This is a genomic window from Paenibacillus auburnensis, from assembly GCF_927798115.1.
Lineage (GTDB): Bacteria > Bacillota > Bacilli > Paenibacillales > Paenibacillaceae > Paenibacillus_AQ > Paenibacillus_AQ auburnensis.
Window position 1 is genome coordinate 382,784 of record NZ_CAKMMG010000002.1, and the last position, 18,557, is coordinate 401,340.

The 18,557-nt window shown below is 51.5% G+C and carries 14 protein-coding genes, 1 pseudogene and 1 other annotated feature; of the genes and pseudogenes, 4 read left to right on the forward strand and 11 right to left on the reverse strand.

What is annotated here, in order from left to right:
• Positions 1-204 precede the first annotated feature (204 nt).
• Positions 205-1,062, forward strand: coding sequence for an AraC family transcriptional regulator (locus tag L6H70_RS13555; protein ID WP_236333858.1), 858 nt, complete (start codon positions 205-207; stop codon positions 1,060-1,062).
• A gap of 168 nt (positions 1,063-1,230) precedes the next feature.
• Here the strand turns inward: L6H70_RS13555 and mgrA are convergent, their stop codons facing one another.
• The 4 genes from mgrA to L6H70_RS13575 form a co-directional block, all read right to left on the reverse strand.
• Positions 1,231-2,235, reverse strand: a complete 1,005-nt coding sequence (gene mgrA / locus L6H70_RS13560) for an L-glyceraldehyde 3-phosphate reductase (RefSeq protein WP_236333860.1) — start codon at positions 2,233-2,235, stop codon at positions 1,231-1,233.
• Between the two features lie 90 nt (positions 2,236-2,325).
• Complete coding sequence (locus L6H70_RS13565; RefSeq protein WP_236333862.1) at positions 2,326-3,063, reverse strand: NAD-dependent protein deacylase; 738 nt, start codon at positions 3,061-3,063, stop codon at positions 2,326-2,328.
• A gap of 32 nt (positions 3,064-3,095) precedes the next feature.
• The gene (locus L6H70_RS13570) at positions 3,096-3,860 is read right to left on the reverse strand and encodes an HAD family hydrolase (RefSeq protein WP_236333864.1); all 765 of its coding nucleotides are present in this window, start codon (positions 3,858-3,860) and stop codon (positions 3,096-3,098) included.
• Positions 3,861-3,885: 25 nt separating this feature from the next.
• Positions 3,886-4,626, reverse strand: coding sequence for an alpha/beta hydrolase (locus L6H70_RS13575; protein WP_236333866.1), 741 nt, complete (start codon positions 4,624-4,626; stop codon positions 3,886-3,888).
• Between the two features lie 198 nt (positions 4,627-4,824).
• On the opposite strand from L6H70_RS13575, the gene L6H70_RS13580 reads away from it, so the two are divergent.
• On the forward strand, positions 4,825-5,865 hold the full coding sequence (locus tag L6H70_RS13580; RefSeq protein ID WP_236333868.1) for an acyltransferase family protein: 1,041 nt from the start codon (positions 4,825-4,827) through the stop codon (positions 5,863-5,865).
• A gap of 91 nt (positions 5,866-5,956) precedes the next feature.
• Here the strand turns inward: L6H70_RS13580 and L6H70_RS13585 are convergent.
• Positions 5,957-6,421, reverse strand: a pseudogene (locus L6H70_RS13585) (transcriptional regulator); the annotation flags it as partial.
• 408 nt (positions 6,422-6,829) lie between these two features.
• Here L6H70_RS13585 and ilvD point away from each other — a divergent pair.
• Positions 6,830-8,515, forward strand: a complete 1,686-nt coding sequence (ilvD, locus tag L6H70_RS13590; RefSeq protein ID WP_236333869.1) for a dihydroxy-acid dehydratase — start codon at positions 6,830-6,832, stop codon at positions 8,513-8,515.
• 128 nt (positions 8,516-8,643) lie between these two features.
• Here ilvD and L6H70_RS13595 read toward each other — a convergent pair whose 3' ends face one another.
• From L6H70_RS13595 to L6H70_RS13605, 3 genes are all read right to left on the reverse strand, one after another.
• Positions 8,644-9,537 (reverse strand): GNAT family N-acetyltransferase, encoded by an 894-nt coding sequence (locus tag L6H70_RS13595; protein WP_236333871.1) that lies wholly within the window; start codon positions 9,535-9,537, stop codon positions 8,644-8,646.
• Between the two features lie 40 nt (positions 9,538-9,577).
• Positions 9,578-9,816, reverse strand: a binding site (T-box leader).
• Positions 9,817-9,890: 74 nt separating this feature from the next.
• Positions 9,891-10,484, reverse strand: a complete 594-nt coding sequence (locus tag L6H70_RS13600; RefSeq protein WP_236333873.1) for a chloramphenicol phosphotransferase CPT family protein — start codon at positions 10,482-10,484, stop codon at positions 9,891-9,893.
• A gap of 191 nt (positions 10,485-10,675) precedes the next feature.
• Positions 10,676-12,058: a polysaccharide deacetylase family protein gene (locus tag L6H70_RS13605; RefSeq protein WP_236333875.1), complete on the reverse strand. Its 1,383-nt coding sequence runs from the start codon at positions 12,056-12,058 to the stop codon at positions 10,676-10,678.
• A 297-nt stretch (positions 12,059-12,355) separates the two neighbouring features.
• Here L6H70_RS13605 and L6H70_RS13610 point away from each other — a divergent pair, with 297 nt between their 5' ends.
• Positions 12,356-13,552, forward strand: coding sequence for an AI-2E family transporter (locus L6H70_RS13610; RefSeq protein ID WP_236333876.1), 1,197 nt, complete (start codon positions 12,356-12,358; stop codon positions 13,550-13,552).
• Here L6H70_RS13610 and L6H70_RS13615 read toward each other — a convergent pair.
• The 3 genes from L6H70_RS13615 to L6H70_RS13625 all read right to left on the reverse strand — a co-directional run bounded on the left by L6H70_RS13615 (position 13,513) and on the right by L6H70_RS13625 (position 18,524).
• Positions 13,513-15,252, reverse strand: coding sequence for a peptidoglycan D,D-transpeptidase FtsI family protein (locus tag L6H70_RS13615; protein WP_236333878.1), 1,740 nt, complete (start codon positions 15,250-15,252; stop codon positions 13,513-13,515). The two genes, L6H70_RS13610 and L6H70_RS13615, sit on opposite strands and share 40 nt — an antisense overlap.
• A 199-nt stretch (positions 15,253-15,451) precedes the next feature.
• Complete coding sequence (locus L6H70_RS13620) at positions 15,452-17,518, reverse strand: methyl-accepting chemotaxis protein (RefSeq protein WP_236333880.1); 2,067 nt, start codon at positions 17,516-17,518, stop codon at positions 15,452-15,454.
• A gap of 46 nt (positions 17,519-17,564) precedes the next feature.
• Positions 17,565-18,524 (reverse strand): acetylxylan esterase, encoded by a 960-nt coding sequence (locus L6H70_RS13625; protein ID WP_423802819.1) that lies wholly within the window; start codon positions 18,522-18,524, stop codon positions 17,565-17,567.
• Positions 18,525-18,557: the final 33 nt, after the last annotated feature.

Sequence of the window (18,557 nt, forward strand, 5' to 3'; positions counted from 1 at the left end):
TTGGCTTGCTGGAATATTAATGCGTTCTTTATGCTTACATTATAATAAAATCAGACTTGCCCTGATAATGCAATCATGTGTGTAATGTATGGATAAATGTGACTTCGCACGTTATACTTTGTAATGTCAGGATAAGCAGCATTCTCCCCCTCCGCCCGCATATAGGGCATTGATAGCGTTAACTTAAAGAAAGGATTTGTCAGTGTGGAACATACCTATTCCGTAGGCTCAAACCCCGTTTACTATGATAAACAGAATCTGCATGTACTGTTTGCCGGCGAAAGCCAGACCCTGCCGGTGCATCAGGCCGGTCCGAAGATCTACGATTATTATCTGCTCCATTTCATCGAATCCGGCTTCGGCCACTTTACCACTGAGCACCGCAAATACGCGCTGGGTCCGGGAGACTGCTTCCTGATCCACCCGGGCCAGCTCGTCAGCTACGTCTCAGATCAGCAGCAGCCCTGGCGCTACCGCTGGGCGGCATTTACCGGAGCAGATGCGGATGAGCTTGTGCTGCAGGCCGGCTTTTCGCCGCAGCAGCCGGTGCTCACCACCGCAGAAGGCACGGTGATCCCCGGAGCTGTAGCCGGGATGATGCAGTCCTTCTATGCCAATAAGGAGAGTGCCCATCTCACTTCACTCGGCTATCTGTATCTGATTATCGGAGAAGCTGCTGAACGGCACCTCTCTTCCTCACGGCTGGCGGGGGCGGAATCGCAGGTCAAACGTACAGTAAAGCAAATGATCCACTACATGGCCTCCCAGTATGCCCATCCGGTGTCCATTGAGCAAATGTGCGGCAGCCTAGGCTATAACCGCGCCTACCTGTCGCGGATTTTCAAGCAGGAGACCGGCCTGTCGCCTGTAACCTACCTGCTCAAGCTGCGCATTGAGAAGTCACGCCAGCTGCTGCGCGAGCGTCCGGAACTGTCGGTCGAACAGGTTGCCGCTTCTGTCGGCCTGACCGATGCGCTGTATTTCTCGCGCCAGTTCAAACGTTTCTGCAGCCAATCCCCGACGTCCTACCGCCTGGCAACTGCCAGGCATGGAGAGAAATAGACCTGCACACTCTTTGGGTGAGGCCGATAAAGGGGCCGGTTCCTATATTTTTCTACGAGCTTTATCTTTATTCAGAGCAACAGCCCGTTTCCTTATCAGGAACGGGCTGCCCGGGGTTACCCCGCTTTACTATGTCAGATTATCCATTTATAGAAAGTAGCCAGACCGTCAGGCTTCACTCTCTGTTCTGAGAATCGTTTCGATCCGGTCCAGTTCTTCCTGCGAGAATTCGGCATGGGACAAGGCGGCGATATTCTCTTCAATCTGGGTCACCCGGCTGGCGCCGATCAGCGCCGAAGTCACCTTACCGCCGCGGAGCGTCCACTGAAGAGCAAGCTGTGCCAGACTCTGGCCGCGTGAGACGGCCAGCTGATTGAGTGCGCGGATTTTGCGCTGCACCTCCGGCGTGATCCGGCTTTCACTCAGCGCAGTGGACGGGCCGGCGGCTCTGGAGTCCTCGGGAATCCCGTTCATATATTTATTGGTTAACAACCCCTGGGCCAGCGGAGTGAAGGCAATACTGCCGACTCCGTTCTCCTCCAGCACCTGCTGCAGGCCCCCTTCAATCCAGCGGTCGAGCATGGAGTATCTCGGCTGATGAATCAACAGCGGCGTGCCCAGCCCGTTCAGAATCCGGATGGCCTCCAGGGTCTGCTCCGCCGTGTAATTGGATATTCCAACGTAGAGCGCTTTCCCGGTACGCACGGCATGATCAAGCGCTCCCATTGTCTCTTCCAGCGGGGTGTGCGGATCCGGGCGGTGCGAATAAAAAATATCGACATAGTCCAGCCCCAGCCGCTTCAGGCTCTGATCCAGGCTAGACAGCATATATTTTCGTGATCCCCAGTCACCGTAAGGTCCCGGCCACATATAATATCCCGCCTTAGTAGAGATCACCATTTCATCACGGTAGGCAGAAAGATCACGGGCAAGCACTTTGCCGAATAAGTCCTCTGCCGAACCGGCAGGCGGACCATAGTTATTAGCCAGATCAAAATGGGTAATCCCGAGATCAAACGAGCGTGTAATCATTTCCCGGCCGTTCTCATAGGCATCGATCCCGCCGAAGTTATGCCACAGTCCAAGTGATATGGCCGGAAGCTTGAGGCCCGATCTGCCCGAGCGGTTGTATCGCATAATTTCATACCGTTCATCGCTAGCCACATATACCATTGCTGATCCCTGCCTCTCGTTTCCTCTGTGCTGCATTACCCTATTTTAAACCGTACGCCTCCATTGTAATCTCACATCCTAAAAAACCGTTCAAAGCTGCTCTTGAATTCTCCCCATAACTTCGCCAATCCGGTCTGTTATGATCAGATCCGCATGATGGTCGTAGGGAGTCGGCTCACCGTTCAGCAGGACGGTATGCCGTCCGTGGAAATACGTGACAAGACTGGCTGCCGGCTGCACGGTAAGTGAGGTTCCGCCGATGATCAGCAGATCAGCAGCGGCTATTGCCGCGATGGAGCCTAACAGCACATCATGATTCAGCTCTTCCTCATACAGCACCACATCGGGCTTAATGATGCCGCCGCATTCGGGACAGCGAGGCACCCGCTCAGCCGACCCTATGATCTGATCCAGATCGTAAAACCGGCTGCAGCTCATGCAATGATTGCGGTGTATCGAGCCATGCAGCTCGAGTACAGTGCGGCTTCCTGCAAGCTGATGCAGCCCGTCGATATTCTGAGTGATTACCGCCTTCAGCCTGCCTTGGCGCTCCAGCTCTGCCAGCAGCAGGTGGGCACCGTTCGGCGGTGCCTCCGGGTGGATCATTTTGCTGCGGTAGAAATCAAAAAAAACGTCCGGTGAGGACATAAAAAATCTGCGGCTGAGCATCACTTCAGGCGGATACGGGGAGTTATGCTCAGTCTGATATAAGCCCGCTGCGGAGCGGAAATCCGGAATCCCGCTTTCGGTGGAGGTGCCTGCCCCTCCGAAAAATACAATGTTGCCGCTGTCCTTGATCCAGGAAACCAGTGTCTGCAATTGATCCATGGTTTACACACGCATCCTTTCTAAGCAAGAGTTCAACATGTAAGGCGAAGCTGATGATAACCGGTAATCACAGTGTCAGCATCCAGTAAATGACCGGCGGATCCCTCCGGGGAAATCCCGATGGAGAGCCGCAGGCCTGCTCCTTTGCCAAGCTGCATATCTGCATTGCTGTCGCCGATGATGACTGTATACTCCGGTGGAATTCCAAGCTCACGGCAAGCCGTTTCAGCCATTTCGGGATCCGGCTTGCCGCGGCTAACCCGGTCCCTTGTAACTATAGTCTGAAAGTATCCGGTAATCCCCATCCACTCCAGCTGCTCGCCAGTCGTTCCGGAGCCGTCCGAAGTGACGACTCCAAGCTTTAAGGAGGCGGCGGCACATTGCTGCAGGAATGGCAGCAGTTCCGGCAAAGGCGCTGCAATGCGGCGGGTCCGCAGTTCGTTCATCGCCTCTTTGGCAATGGCCCTGACCCTCGTTACCGCCTCGTTCCAGGGAACCCCGGCGCTGTAAAGATGCCAGGCCAAAATGCCGTAAGTCTCCTCGGCGGTAGCCATGGAGAGCGGCCCGGCCGGATCGTAGCCAATCACCCGGCCGGAAGCATCATGCCGGGTACCTAGTACGCCGGACAGATCACTGCTGACACCGTCTCCAATCAGCGCCAGCTGATTGCCCAGCCCCTTCAGGACCAGCTCTGCCCAGGTTCCCCAGGTTGCAAGTAGATCCAGCAGCGTGCCGTCCTTGTCGAATAAAATGGCTTGGCAGGGTACAGATAAATCATTCACATGCAGCAGCGGCATCCTCCGCCTCCTCTCAGGTTACTGGCTAACGAAGATTACCCAGCCAGTCCAGCATCGCCCGCGCTGTGCGGTTCTGCTGCTCTTCTTCTGTAATCTTCGCTTCCCCGTCACCCTTCTGGGGACCGTAGCTTCCAAACTGGGCGTGGTTACCGCCGGTGACGGAGTAATATACCGTATTGCCCGGCAAATAAGCCCGGCCTTCATTGTAATTTTCTCTGTCGACTACCTTATCCTCCGTTCCAAGCACAGATAATACTGACAGTGTAGTATCTTTCAGGTTACCCTTCTCATCCGGATAAGAGGCCAGGAAAAACACGCCTTCCAGCTGATCCGCATGCCCGGAAGCATAACGCGACGCCATTACTCCGCCAAGAGAATGGCCGCCCAGCACAAAAGACTGCTTGGGATGCAAACGGATCATTTCATCCGCGGCATCTCCCTTAATGACCGCCAGATTGAGCGGCATTTTGGCTATGTAAAACGGATGTCCTGCGGCAGCGATCTTGTGGGCCAGCGGCGCATAAGCCTCGGCCTCAACCAGTGCGCCAGGATAGAAAATCACTGCCGTACCCGATATTACCGATGGTTCAAACGAAATCCAGTTATCATTCTGTTCTACTGTAACTCCTCCTGCGGAGATCAGCGCAGACTCGGCATTCTCAGCCGGGGCATACGGGGTTAAATATCTCCACAGCAGCAGTCCCGCGACAACCAGAAGCACTGCAAGTGAGAGGAGGACTCTTCGTCTGGATATTAAGTTCTTCAATAGGTTCACTCCCGTGTACTGCATACAGAAAATTATAGAGTAATCAAAGAAATCAAACAACCTTCAACAGATCGCCACAATTAATCCGCCTGATAGCGCTTTCTATTGTGATTGAATTCACAATATCAAAACCTGAAATCATGTATTTTAAAATTAAATTAATTTATTTTTTATAGATCAACTTTTGGGGGTTAGGTTATGGTAAGGGAAAATCCGCTGGAGGCGCGTGGGGAAACCTTTTTTCTCAACCTGCGTTTTATGCTTATCATCACTGTATTTGCCGGCAATGCTATCGAACCTCTAATCACCAGAATGAATGGCATGCACGGGCTGTATATGTGGATCTTCAGTTTTCATATGCCGCTGTTCGTGCTTGTCACCGGATATTTCGCGAAGCAGAGCCTGAACGGGGCCGCAGGCCGCAAAGTGCTGCTTCAGATCGGCATGCAGTACCTGATTTTTCAAAGCCTGTATTCAGCTCTCGATGTTTCCCTCTTTCACGTAAACGGCATACATCATTCTATATTCGCACCTTATCTGCTCTTATGGTTCCTGGCCAGTCATGCCTGCTGGCGTCTGCTGATGCTCGGCATGGGCAAATGGTCCAAAACCGCTCAAATCGCCTTCGCCGTAGCTGCGGGAGTTGCTGTTGGATATTTACAGGTTGACGGGGTATGGTTCAGCATCAGCCGCACCTTTGTATATTTGCCGTATTTCGTAATCGGCTATCATTTTTCCTTCGCCGCCTTCGCCAGGCTGTACCAGAAATATATTAAGGCCGCAGCAGCAGCAGCCTCCCTTCTAATCCTTGCTGTTCTGGCTATATCGGGCCCGGATATTCCGCTCGGCTGGCTGTATGGCAACATGACTTATATGCAGCTTGGAGCGGAGGAATGGTACGCAGGTGTGTACCGCCTTGCACTGTATGCTGTGCAGATTACTGCTTCGCTTGCCTTTCTGGGACTCGTGCCTTACGGGCTGAGCCGGATGACTGACTGGGGCCGCCGTACGCTGTACGTCTTCCTGCTTCACGGCCTTGTTGTCCGTCTTGCCGCCGCTTCCGGAATCTATGACTATGTCGGCAATGCTGCAGGGGCCGCTATTGTACTGCTTACTGCCGTACTCTTCACCGTGCTGCTGGCCCAGCCGGCAGTCAAACGGCTGCTTCACCCGCTGGTTGAACCGTCTGTGAACTGGATGATCACGCTGCAGCGCGCCGCCCTGCGCCGTACACCCTGACAATACCTAGCTATACCTTCCCCCTTTCAATAAACGAACGCCCTGCTTCAGGAGTGAGTATCCGCTCTCGAAGCAGGGCGTTTTTGTAATTTCAGGCCGTAAATTCTCCGTCCTGATCCAATGTATATTTAACACGCATCATAATATTCTGTTCATAATCGCCAAACTGGCGGCCGAACAGATTCAATCCGCCCTGATGAACTGCATCGGGCTTAATGCCGATGCGCAGCCGTAATTTGGGACTCTGATTAATCAGAAGATCATCCAAGACGACATTAGAGACGCTCTCCATATCCAGCGTCGTCTTCGCCTGGTCCACACGCCATGTTTTGAGGAACCCGTATTGGGTAGAGCTTTCAACCCACCAGTTTGGATTCAGCTTGCCGCGCCGGTCACCGAAATCGCCGGGGCTGGTCCACATGCCGATCTCTACGCCATTTACCCATACTGAAATATCTGAGGGCCAATTCTGGTCATAATTTGGTGCTTCGGAGCACATCTCCATAGATAGCTCAAGGGATTCTATCCGTGCCCGCGCAGGGATATCCACCGGCAGTTTATTACAATATTTTTGTAACAAATGATATGAAGCTTCGAGCTACCAAATAACCTTCTGTCATTCACTTCCCTTATACGCCGGAAGAATCCTTTTTCCAACATTCCGCTGCCCGGTTCCCCCGGTGCGACAAACTTCACATTGTCCGGTAGAAAAAATAGGCCTTTTGTGATAGACTCTCTTATAACAAAGCTGGCTGCTTCCTCCAGCAGGATCATCCAGCTTTGTTTACTACAAACCTTGTTTTTTATAGAAACGGCTCCGCCCTCCTTCTGCTACCCGAAGCTGGACCCCGTTCTTTCTATAAACCGCAGACACGCATATTTCGGGATTGCAATGCGTTAATGCGACACTATATTCGTTCTGCAATTTTTTAGACTACCAAACATTCAGGAGGGAATTTTCATTATGGCAGCCAAGAAAATGCGTTCAGACATGATTAAAAAAGGCTTTGACCGGGCTCCGCACCGCAGTTTGCTGCGTGCCGCCGGAGTAAAAGAGGAGGATTTCGGCAAACCGTTCATCGCGGTCTGCAACTCCTATATTGATATTGTACCGGGTCATGTGCATCTGCAGGAATTCGGCAAAATCGTCAAGGAAGCCATCCGCGAAGCTGGCGGTGTGCCATTTGAGTTCAACACCATCGGTGTAGACGACGGAATCGCCATGGGCCACATCGGCATGCGTTACTCCCTGCCAAGCCGCGAGATCATCGCCGATGCCCTGGAAACCGTTGTTTCCGCTCACTGGTTCGACGGCATGGTCTGCATTCCCAACTGTGATAAAATCACACCGGGCATGATGATGGGCGCTTTGCGTGTCAACATCCCGACCATCTTCGTCAGCGGCGGACCGATGAAAGCCGGCGTAGACAGCAAAGGTAAAAAGCTTTCCCTTACTTCTGTATTCGAAGGTGTAGGCGCGCATCAGGTCGGTAAGATCAATGATGCTGAACTGCTTGAATTAGAACAATTCGGCTGTCCTACCTGCGGCTCCTGCTCCGGTATGTTTACCGCGAACTCCATGAACTGTCTGGCCGAAGCTATGGGCCTCGCCCTTCCGGGTAACGGCACGATCCTGGCCGTTGCCGAAGAACGCAGAGACTTTGTCCGCAAATCAGCGACCCAGCTGATGGAGCTGATCAAGCTGGATCTGAAACCGCGCGATATCGTAACCAAGGAATCGCTGGACAATGCCTTTGCCCTTGATATGGCGATGGGCGGCTCCACAAACACCGTGCTTCATACCCTGGCACTGGCTCAGGAAGCTGAAATCGACTATCCGCTGGAACGCATCAACGAAGTAGCTAACCGCGTACCTTACCTGGCCAAGCTCGCTCCAGCCTCCGATATCTTCATTGAAGACGTCGACCGCGCAGGCGGCGTAAGCGCCGTACTGAACGAGCTGCTCAAGAAACCGGGCGCTATCTTCGGCGATTGCATGACCGTTACCGGCAAGACATTGGCCGAGAACGTCCGCGGCCACGAGATTCTTGATACGACCGTTATTCATCCGCTCGACCAGCCATACTCCGAGGTTGGCGGTTTGGCAGTATTGTACGGCAACCTAGCACCGGAAGGCTCCATCATCAAAGTCGGTGCGGTTGACGCCTCAGTCGGCGGCTATCATAAAGGCCCTGCCATCTGTTTCGATTCACAGGAGCAGGCGCTTGAAGGCATTGCGACCGGCAAGGTTAAAGAAGGCCATGTCGTAGTTATCCGTTACGAAGGTCCGAAGGGCGGACCCGGCATGCCGGAAATGCTCGCTCCTACTTCCCAGATCGTCGGTATGGGTCTCGGCGCCAAAGTCGGCCTGATCACTGACGGACGTTTCTCCGGCGCATCCCGCGGGATCAGCATCGGCCACATCTCGCCGGAAGCAGCAGAAGGCGGCCCGATCGCTTTCGTTGAAGATGGTGACATCATCGAACTGGATCTTAACAACCGCAAGATTGAGCTGCTGGTCGATGAAGAAACACTGGCTACCCGCCGCACCGGCTGGAAAGGCTTCGAACCGAAGGTTAAAAAAGGTTACCTGGCCCGTTATTCCAAGCTCGTTACCAACGCAAGCAAAGGCGGCGTGCTGAAGATCTAATTCTCAGTTCTCCGCATATAAAGAGACCCGGGCGCGTAATGCGTCCGGGTCTCTTTTTAGTATGCCACCTGAAATTGCAAAAGCGACAGCAAGCGAGAAATAGCTCACGTAAAAACGGCGGTACATCTCTATTCAAATTTTAACTGGAGCGAATCACAAACTGGCTTATAGCCAATCTTTTGATAGATGCTATTAGATGTAGGATTTGCTAAGTCCGTATATAAGACGCACTTCGTAAATCCTTTATTCAATGCAAGTAGGCTTATTTGCGCCACAATGGAAGTAGCGTAACCCTTTCTGCGCTCATATGGAGGGGTATATACAAACGCCACGCCAATAGCCGTCTGCATCACCCTTGTAAATCCTGCCATAGAAACGGGAATCCCGTTGTCCTCTAAAATATAGAGTTTTTTCGATGCGATTCGATAGAGGTAAGGATCTGCATCCTGCGGAATGGACATTTCTGTTTTGCCATAACTCCCCGCTGCATAAAAGGCTTCAGCCCAGTATGGGAAAAAGTGAATATCCTTTTCATCCAGCAATCGAACGATACCAACCTTTTGAAGTTCAGGGTTTACTGCCGTAAGTTCATATATACGCTGGCTCATGGTTGTTGTAAAAGTCATTCCCTTGCGCAAGGTATATTCTTTGGCAAAATATTCTCCCAAGTTTTTTTCGGTTGTCACACCTGGAATTTCATAGTCTTTCAGCCCATCTATCAGACAGTTTATAGCTTCCGGGTTAATGTTGTTGTCTGTTGCATAAAGCGTAATATTGTGTGGCGGTGTCATTACGGCGGTAAGCCGTACGCCCTTAGCATCCGAAATCGTTGCCATAAGCCAATTTACAGGGTCACGCCAGTCTGTTTTGTCTTTTCCTTCATGCCCGATGATGATATTGCCAAGAGGAATTAAATTTTGCGCTTCATGACGCATCAGCACATCATAGGTATCCGTGTAAAACTCATGCACATCCGTATACAACCTGAATTGCATTATATTTTCACCCTTTCTTCTGCTCAACGTTTTTCCAATGTATGAAGACGCAAAAAAACTCCATCCCATTCGGGACGGAGCTGCTCCGCGTTACCACCCTCATTGACGTTATAATAAACGCCCTCTTAGCCATCGTCCAACAACGATGCTCTTATGTAACGGTAGAATTCCGAGCCCATCTACTATAATTCGGGGGCCTGCTCTGAGGTGATTTTTGGATTCGGATATCCGCTGCCTTGCACCAACCGGCAGTTCTCTGAACGGCGTATCCGTATCTACTTGTCTTGTCCTCTTCCTCGCATTTGGTAATTATTAATTACGCTCAATATAAGATTTTTGCAATATTCTGTCAATTACTCAAACAACAACAGCTCCCATTATTAAACAATCCTGTTCGTAACTTTCCTACTTAATTTCTTAAATGCAGAGTAATCCTGATCCGATTTAATAAAGCTTAATATGTTTCCGGCGCATTCTGTTGGACTCAACTCTTCAGTATTTACTTCAAGGTCATATTCATTAAAAGAATATATTTTATCGTACTGGGAATTTGCCAGTCCAATCTTACGGTCTCCCCGGATTTGCTCTCTTCTCGCGAGTTCTTCTTTCGAGCATAATACACCTACAAACAATATAGAATGATCGAAAAACAGATCAAGGAAATCATTAAACCGCTTGTCATTATCGATTACAGTATCGACGATTACATTCAAACCCATTTCCGAAAACAATTTAATGGTTGCATAGTACAGTGAGTTTATGGGATCAAAAAGTATTCGCCCGACATCTTCAACTTCTCTTGTAGGTTCAATATCCGGAAATTTAGTATCAATAAAATCATTGTAATTAACAAAAAAATCATCTATAGACAAATGATGAAAAAGAATCTCTTTCTGGTTTTTCAATTCCATAGAAATACTAGTCTTTCCCGAACTTGAAGTTCCGTTCAACAACACAATAAGCCCTTGGTTCAAACGAATCACCCTCTCATATAAGATAATACAACTATATTAAGATGCGCTGCACAGCCTTATCAACTCCTTTTGATCACTAACACAGCGCATAAAAAAGACAGAGGCTCAAGGAGCCTCTGTCCTGCATCTGTCTTATATGGGGTTCAAGCAGTTATTAAATAATAATAGCATAGAGATTCACTTCTTGAAGTTTAATGTACAACCGTCACTCCCGGCAGCTCAGCTTCCAGGGACAGCTGCTCCTCTTCGAGAATGCGCTCACGGCTCTTCACCTGTTTTTGCGGGCGCTGCTTGTTCATCTGGTCGAGCAGCTGCGATACCGGCATCAGCATCATCTTCGGCACGAGAACCTCGCTGCGGACTTTCAGCCGCGCCCCCCCTGCCGGATGAATGACACTCAGCAGAATGCTCAAATAGAACTTGGTCGAACGGGCAAACCAGCCGTCCGGCAGGTCAAGCACCATGAATCCGAATTTCTCCGGACCGCGGTTAAGCATGCTTACCCCGTACAGCGCTTTAGCCTCAGCCAGGTCAATATCCTCGGCAATTCTTTCGGCAAGAACCGGCAGATCCTTCTCCATACGGCGAATCATACGGATCGCAAGCTGTGCCGATGACCGGGAATGCACACCCAGCTCAAACAACTGCCTGTTATCGATATGCAGCTCAATAATCTTGTCACCTTTTATCAGACGTTCACCGTTATCCATCTGCACCGGATCCCCTTGATACTTGCGCAGCCGGTAATGCAGAAACGGATCCGCCGGAGCAATGGTCTTGATGCGGAACATAAACTGGAAACATTGCTCCCAGACCAGCCATAATCCAACGACCAGCCGTTTGCTGAAGGATAGCTGCTGAATCGGTGAATTCTGCATGTGCTGAATCATTTCATCTACCCTGATGCTGCGCAGCCCCCGTTTTTTAGCCTCTTCTAGCATCCGCTCCAGTGCAATCAGCATATGCTCAGGAGCTTTGGGGTCAGCCCCCAGGGTTGTGCCGCAATCATGCAGCAGCATGACTTCACCCGGGCCCAGCTTGGTGAGCAGCTTCTCGGTCAGCCGTTCTACGCCTAGCTTCTCTTTCCAGTCGCCGAACATGGCCGACCACAAGACGATCTGCACCTGTCTGCGCTTGGAGAAGTCGAACAGGTTGACTATCCCCCAAGGCGGACGGTAATAGGTGCTCCGCTCTCCGGTAATACTGTAAATAATGTCACCCGTACGTTTAATTTGCTGTTTGACGGTTGCAGGCCGCATCAGCCAATTCGTCTTGTGCACATAGTTATGAATACCGATGAGATGTCCTTCATCATACATCCGTTTGATAATCTCCGGATTCTGCTCCGCATGGGCCCCAACGACAAAGAAGGTAGCCTTCGCATCATACTGTTTGAGAAGATCCAGCAATTGCGGTGTATAGCGCGGGTCCGGACCATCATCAAAAGTCAGGGCGAATTCGGTACGCCCAATGCCTTTGCGAAATACGCGATAGCCGAAAATCCTGCTGATCATTCCGGGAATGAAAGCATAGAAGGAAGAAATATAAAATAACCAGAGCAGCAAAGTCTGCATGTAAATTCCCCGCTTTTCCAGAGTTGACTTTGGCTCGTCTTACGTCTGCAAGCAGATATTAGGGTACGGCCAAGTAGTGTGAACGAAGTCTCGCGGTTTTTTAGCGGGCAGAAGTCCCACAAAAAACGTTACCCCCTATTTTAACACAGCTGCCAAAGAAAAAGACGCATTTTTATTAAAATCGTGTACAATGAATGGAAGGTAATTTTGTCATTTTCTCTAAAAAGAAACGCATTGATATGCAGCAACGTAAAAACAGCTAAATTATGCTATTTGAAAAAGGAGTCGTGTTCATCTATGCTGCCGCTGTACAAAAAATATTGGCGAACATTCTTCGATATCGGGCTGGTCGTGCTGACGGTGTATCTTGTGATGCTCGTTTTCAGCAAGCTGTACGAATTGGCTGCACCAGTATTCCTGTCTTTTTTTGTTTTCCTGCTGATCGAACCACTGGCCCGGTTCCTGAACCGGAAGGGAATGGCCAAACCCTTCGCTTCAGCTATTTCCGTTCTGCTCTTCCTGATCATCCTTCTTGGTATTTTGTTCGGTGCCGGGCTGCTGATCGCCACACAGGCATTGCACTTTCAGGATAGTCTGCCGCGTTATACCGCAATCATGCAGCAGCATTTCACAGAAGCCACCACCTATCTCCAGCAGCAGATTGATGCCCTGCCAGCTGACCTGACCGACAAAATAAACGGCTATTTCACCGACGCCACCAATATTCTTTCCAAGTGGCTGATCGTTTTCTTTAAATATATGATCGGAGTGCTCGGTTCCTTCTCTTCGTTTATGGGGAATTTCGGTATCGCCATCATATTGGCATTCTTCCTCAGCATGGAGATTAAGGACTGGCGTAAAATTGCCCATGACAAAATGCCCAAGACGTTCAAAACAGCTTACGCTTTTGTCCAGGGAAATGTATTTAAAGCGATCGGCTCCTATTTGAAGGCCCAGCTGATCCTGATCAGCATCACCTTCGTCATCGTCCTGGTCGGCCTGTTCATTCTTCGAACCGGAAATGAAATCACCATGGCGCTGGTCTGCGCCGTATTCGATGTACTGCCGCTGCTGGGTGTATCCACGATCCTGATACCCTGGATCGTCTATCTGTTCATCGTGGGCAACACTTCGCTTGCCATCGGCCTCTTAATACTGCTCGCTGTAGTGCTTATTGTCAGACAGCTGCTGGAACCGAAAATCACTGGCAATTCCATCGGTGTATCCTCTGCCTTTCTGATGCTGGCATTCGTGATTTTCTCCATGTCAGCCTTCGGCGTTGCCGGGCTGATTCTGTCGCCTATCCTGCTTATTCTGATCAAAGAGCTGATCCAGCAGGGGTATTTGCAGCGCTGGATTTATCTTCCCCAGGAAGAGTTCATTGTGTCACCGTTCGCAGCTTCAGAGCCTTCTACTGCCGGAGGAGCCGTACCTGGTGAATCGTCCACAGAAACTCAGGCTCCGGAAGATTCGGACAGCAAATCAAAGATCTGACCGAACAGCTTAGTCGCGGCATGAGCGCTGCCGGGGGCAACATTCTCCACCGCAACAGAGACCGCATAGCGGGGATGATCCACCGGGCCGTATCCGATAAACCACTGGTTGTTACGGGGAACCCCCTTGACCATTGTCTGAGCAGTGCCTGACTTGCCGGCCACCGGCCATTTACTGTTCTGCAGCCGCTTCCCTGTTCCTTCGGTGACTACAAGGCGCATCCAAGAGAGCAGCAGTTTGGACGTGTTTGCCGAGATTGCTCCAGCAGTGGCCGGAGCCAGATGTGCCGGCAGATTCTGCAGCGTCTGGCCGTTCTTGAACGCTACCCGCTGCAGAATCCGCGGCGCTCTAACCTCGCCGCTATGGAGCAGCGTAACGACCAGGTTCGCCGCCTGGAGCGGCGTTACCGTTACATCGCGCTGCCCTATGGCTGTCTGCACTCTGGCTCCCGCATCATCGAGTAGCAGCGTGCTGAAGATCGTCCCCCGCTGCTCACCAGCCAGCGGCCGGAGCAGCGGCTGGCCCAGCGTATTCTCCGCCTGCCAGCCGATATCCCTCCCCAGGCCAAGTGCCAGCGCTGCCGCCTGGAGCTGGGCTCCGCTTAGCCGCTCAGCCAGCGCCCCAAAAACCGTATTACAGGACACGGCAAACCCTTGCGCCAGCGTAAGGGGGCCGTGTCCTTTGCCATGGGGACAGGACAGGCCGTATTTGCCGAATTGCCCGGAGCAATAGAACTTCTCCTCCGGAGAAGTAACCCCTGCCTCCAGGGCGGCAGCCGCGGTGACAACCTTAAAGATCGAGCCGGGCACCGCCGCCTGCAGCGCCCGGTTGTTCCATTCGCCGCCTTCAGGTGAAATCTTCGCCGGATCGTAAAAAGGCAGCGACACCATCGCCTCGATATCCCCGGTTTGGCTGTCCAGCACAACAACCGCCCCTTCCTTTACCCCCGATTCCGCCGTCAGCCGCTCTATTCCCTCCTGAAGCCCTTTATCTATAGTGGTATAGACTGACAGCGGATAATACGGATTGCCTGGAGCTCTGACTTTAATTCCGCTGCCGGGAAGCTTGTTTCCGTGCGCATCCACCTGCGCATACGCCTCCGTATGTCCTACCCCCTGCAGCAGCGGTTCAAGTGTCTTCTCCAGTCCGTCTGTTCCGGCCAAAGGAACTCTAAGCCCGGTGGGTGATTTCTTCGCTGCCGCCGGTGAAACCTCAGACAAATAGCCCAGCCATTGGCGGCCCGAAACGGCATTCCCATATCTACGGGTAAAAGGCAGTGCCCGGACCCCGTCGATGCCAAGCTTCTCCACTTCTTCAGCCTGCGCGGGAGACAGCGCCTTGGGAGTTTTGCCTCCGGAGACCGGCCAGAGCAGCGGTTCTTTTAGCCCTGTAATCCGGCTCTCCAGCTCACTATAAGTAACATCCAGCACTGTGGCCAGGCGCCGCAAATCCTTACCGGCCGCCCCACCCTCCCGCTCATTTTTCGGAAAAAACGCTGCGGTCCATATCGTCTCTCCGGCAAGCGGCTTCCCGCTGCGGTCATAGAGGCGTCCCCGGCCGCTGTCGAGTATGGTTTCCCGTTCACTTTGTATTTCGGCCATCTGGGCCAGCGTGTACTCCGCTCCCGGAACCTCACGGTCCTTCAGCAGTAATTGAACCCAGGCAAGCCTGATAATCAGTATCCCAATGAAAGCCGACATAATTACCAAGCCCCAGAATATGCGTTTATGAATAAGCTTATGCAATGCCATTCCTCCTGAATTTGCGGGTACATATGCTGGTCAAGACTCATGGCATTTATTATGCCCACCTTACAGAATAATTACATGGATGTAATGCATGAATATAAAAAGCCGCCCTGTCCCGAAGGAAAGAGCGGCCAATATTCGTTAACCAGAGCTACATTCTAAATTTAGACAATCGTTCTTTAAGGATCAGCGAAGCATTCTCCAGCTTGGAGGACAGCTCGACCAGATGATTACTTACATTCTGCTGCTCACCGCTAAGTGAAGCAACCTCCTCGGAGGCTGCTGAGGATTCCTCGGCAAAGGAGCTGACATTACTAATCGTCTCCGACAGCACCCTTTGTGACTGGTTCAATCCCTCAATGGAATCCGACACGGAATCAAGCTTGTCAATGAATCGATCCATCTGTCCTTGTACAGACACGAAGATTTCGCTCGTATGCTGTACGGAAGACCTCTGCTCCTGGAAGAGCGGTGCCACTTCCGACAGTGCGGCTACGGTCTCATTCATATCCTTCATAATGGTATCGGTAATTTCAGCAACCACGGCGATGGAGCGTTTGGACTGCTCGGCCAGCTGGCGGATCTCGTCCGCCACCACCATGAAGCCGCTGCCTGCTTCACCTGCCCGCGCTGCTTCAATTGTTGCGTTAAGTGATAATATATTGGTCTGCTGCGTAATGTTCTGCATGACTTCCAGAACCTTAATTACCGAGGAGGCGGTTTCCTTGAGCTCATTCACTTTCACAACAAGGCGGCCTGTCATCTCCCCTGTACTCTCCGTTCTGTCCAGCAGCTCCTGCAGCTTAACCATGCCTTCTTCACTGGATTGTCCAACACTATGCGCAGTACTGCTCATCTCATGAGCAGCGGCAATGACGTTGCTCATCCGTCCGGAGATTTGCTCCGTCATTTCATTTCCCCGGTCTGCTTCCAAGGCTAAACTGCCTGCGCCGCCGGCAATCTCCTCAGTTGCCGAGGCAATATCCTTTGCCGCTGAGGCGGTCTTGCGTGATGCGCTTCCCAGGGCATCCGCAGTCTCAAGCACTTCACGGGCTGTCTCATTCGTATGAACAACCAGCTCATTAATGCGTTCCATCATAATATTGAACGAACCGGACAACTGGCCGATCTCATCCCGGGAAGTCACTTGGGTACGTACCCGCAGATCTCCTTCCGCACCATGAAACATCAGATTCTTAAGCCGGACCAGAGGACTTGAGACCATCCTTACCATCCAGAGACCGATTAATACGGCAATAAGTGCTGCAGCAGCAACGGCAATGTACGTCGTATTCAGGATACGTCCTGCATCCTTGGTCAGATTCTCCGAAGGTACCACACCGAGCACTCTCCAGCCCGAACTCGCGAGTGTTCCATACACCGCCAGAATCGATTTGCCTTCTTCATCCTTGGTTGGCAAAGAGCCTGAAGCTTGGCTTACCCCTTTGAACAGGGTTCCGCCCAGACGCAGATAAGAATCCGCCTCCTGATGCTGGGAAGTAGCAATCAACTCATCTTTGCCGGTCAGCAGCTGAATGTAGGAATCCTTCCCGAGACTGACTTTGCTCAGCAGGTCTTCCAGTTCTGTCGTCCGGATATCGCAAATCGCCACATAGTCCGCCTTGCCGGAATCAACGGATACCGATTGGGCAAAATGGACGACACCATCAGCCGCTCCCTGCTTCAACCCCTGAGTAATCCATAGACTCTGAGGCTTCTCCAGCAGTTGCTTAAACCAGTTGTTCTTCCGGATTCCCTCCATAAAGGCACTATCCGTAGCCCCTGCCGAAGAGGAAGAAAGACTCTCATTCCGGGGGACGAGATAAACCGCTTGAATATTACCCGCTGCTTCCAGCCAGCTGTCCAGTTCAGCCTGGATCCGGCCGGCTTCGGCTTGGCGTTCCTCTTGGTCTGCACCGGATGCAGTACCGGACTCCACAGCCTGCCGAATAGTCTTGTTATAGAACAGCTCTCCCAGCCTGTCTTCAAAACGCAGCAAAGTTACATCCAGCTTCTCTGCTGTTTGCTTCACCGTCTGCTCGTTAGCTAACAGCGCATTGTTCTCTATCGTTTGTTTGGCCACGGAATAAGAAGTATAGCCGAGTGACAGCACGATTCCCATCGTGGAAATGAAAAACACCAAAAAAAGCCGCATCCCTATCGACTTGGAGGGGCGCAGCCAGGTTAATCCTTTACCGCTTGCTCTTGATTTACTCAAAAAACTCACCGCCAGATCCACATTATTCCTGTAAGGGTTAGTCCCGTTACAAGGTCATGAGCATCTGAAGCATCCGGTCTGCAAGATATGGCAAATACTCATGACCGTATTCATGATATACCATTAGGTCTTTCGGTGCTGTGATTTTGTTGTATGCAGCGAATTGTGTCGAAGGAGGACAGATCGTATCCACGAGTCCGGTCACCCATAACACCTTGCCTTGTATCCGGTCTGCCAGATTCTGAATATCAATGTACCCGAGGCGGTTAAAAATCTCATCCTCCCGCAGATGATGCGGATCAAAGAAGCGGAAATAATAGTTAATTTCCTCATACGCGGAGGTTGTAATATTCGCTTCCCAAGCCCGCTTGTAATCGGAGAGGAACGGATAGACCGGGACAGCGACCGCAATACGGGGCTCCAGGGAAGCGCAGGCAACTGTAAGTCCGCCTCCTTGTGACAGTCCGGATGCACCGACACGTGCAGGATCCACCTCCGGCATCGCCATCAGAATACGCGCCGTCTGTACGGTATCAAGAAATACATTGCGGTAATACAGGTTGTCCGGATCAGGGTCATCAATCCCCCGGATAATGTGTCCGCGGATGGTTGTCCCCTGAACTGTCAGATTATCTTCGGACAGTCCGCCCTGACCGCGGCAATCCATTGCCAGCACACTGAATCCGTGAGCGGCATAAGCAACCTTCTCCAGCCAGTCACCGCTGTCGCAGGAGTAACCGTGGAACATGACCACTCCGGGCCCTTTCTCACCGGCCGCCTTCTTCGGTCTTACATATTTACAATGCACTCTGGCTCCGCCTACGCCTCTAAAATACAGATGAAAACATTCAGCCAGCTCGCTCGTAAATTCGGCCGGTACCAGTTCATAGTCAAGCGGCTGGGCATCCAGCTCATACAGCGCTCGTTCCCAGTATTGGTCGAAATCAGCCGGCTTCGGGCTGATGCCTTTATAGGCTTGTAATTGGGACAGGGATCGTTCGTTCATGATGATTCTCCTTAGGGTTAATTTTAGATTAGG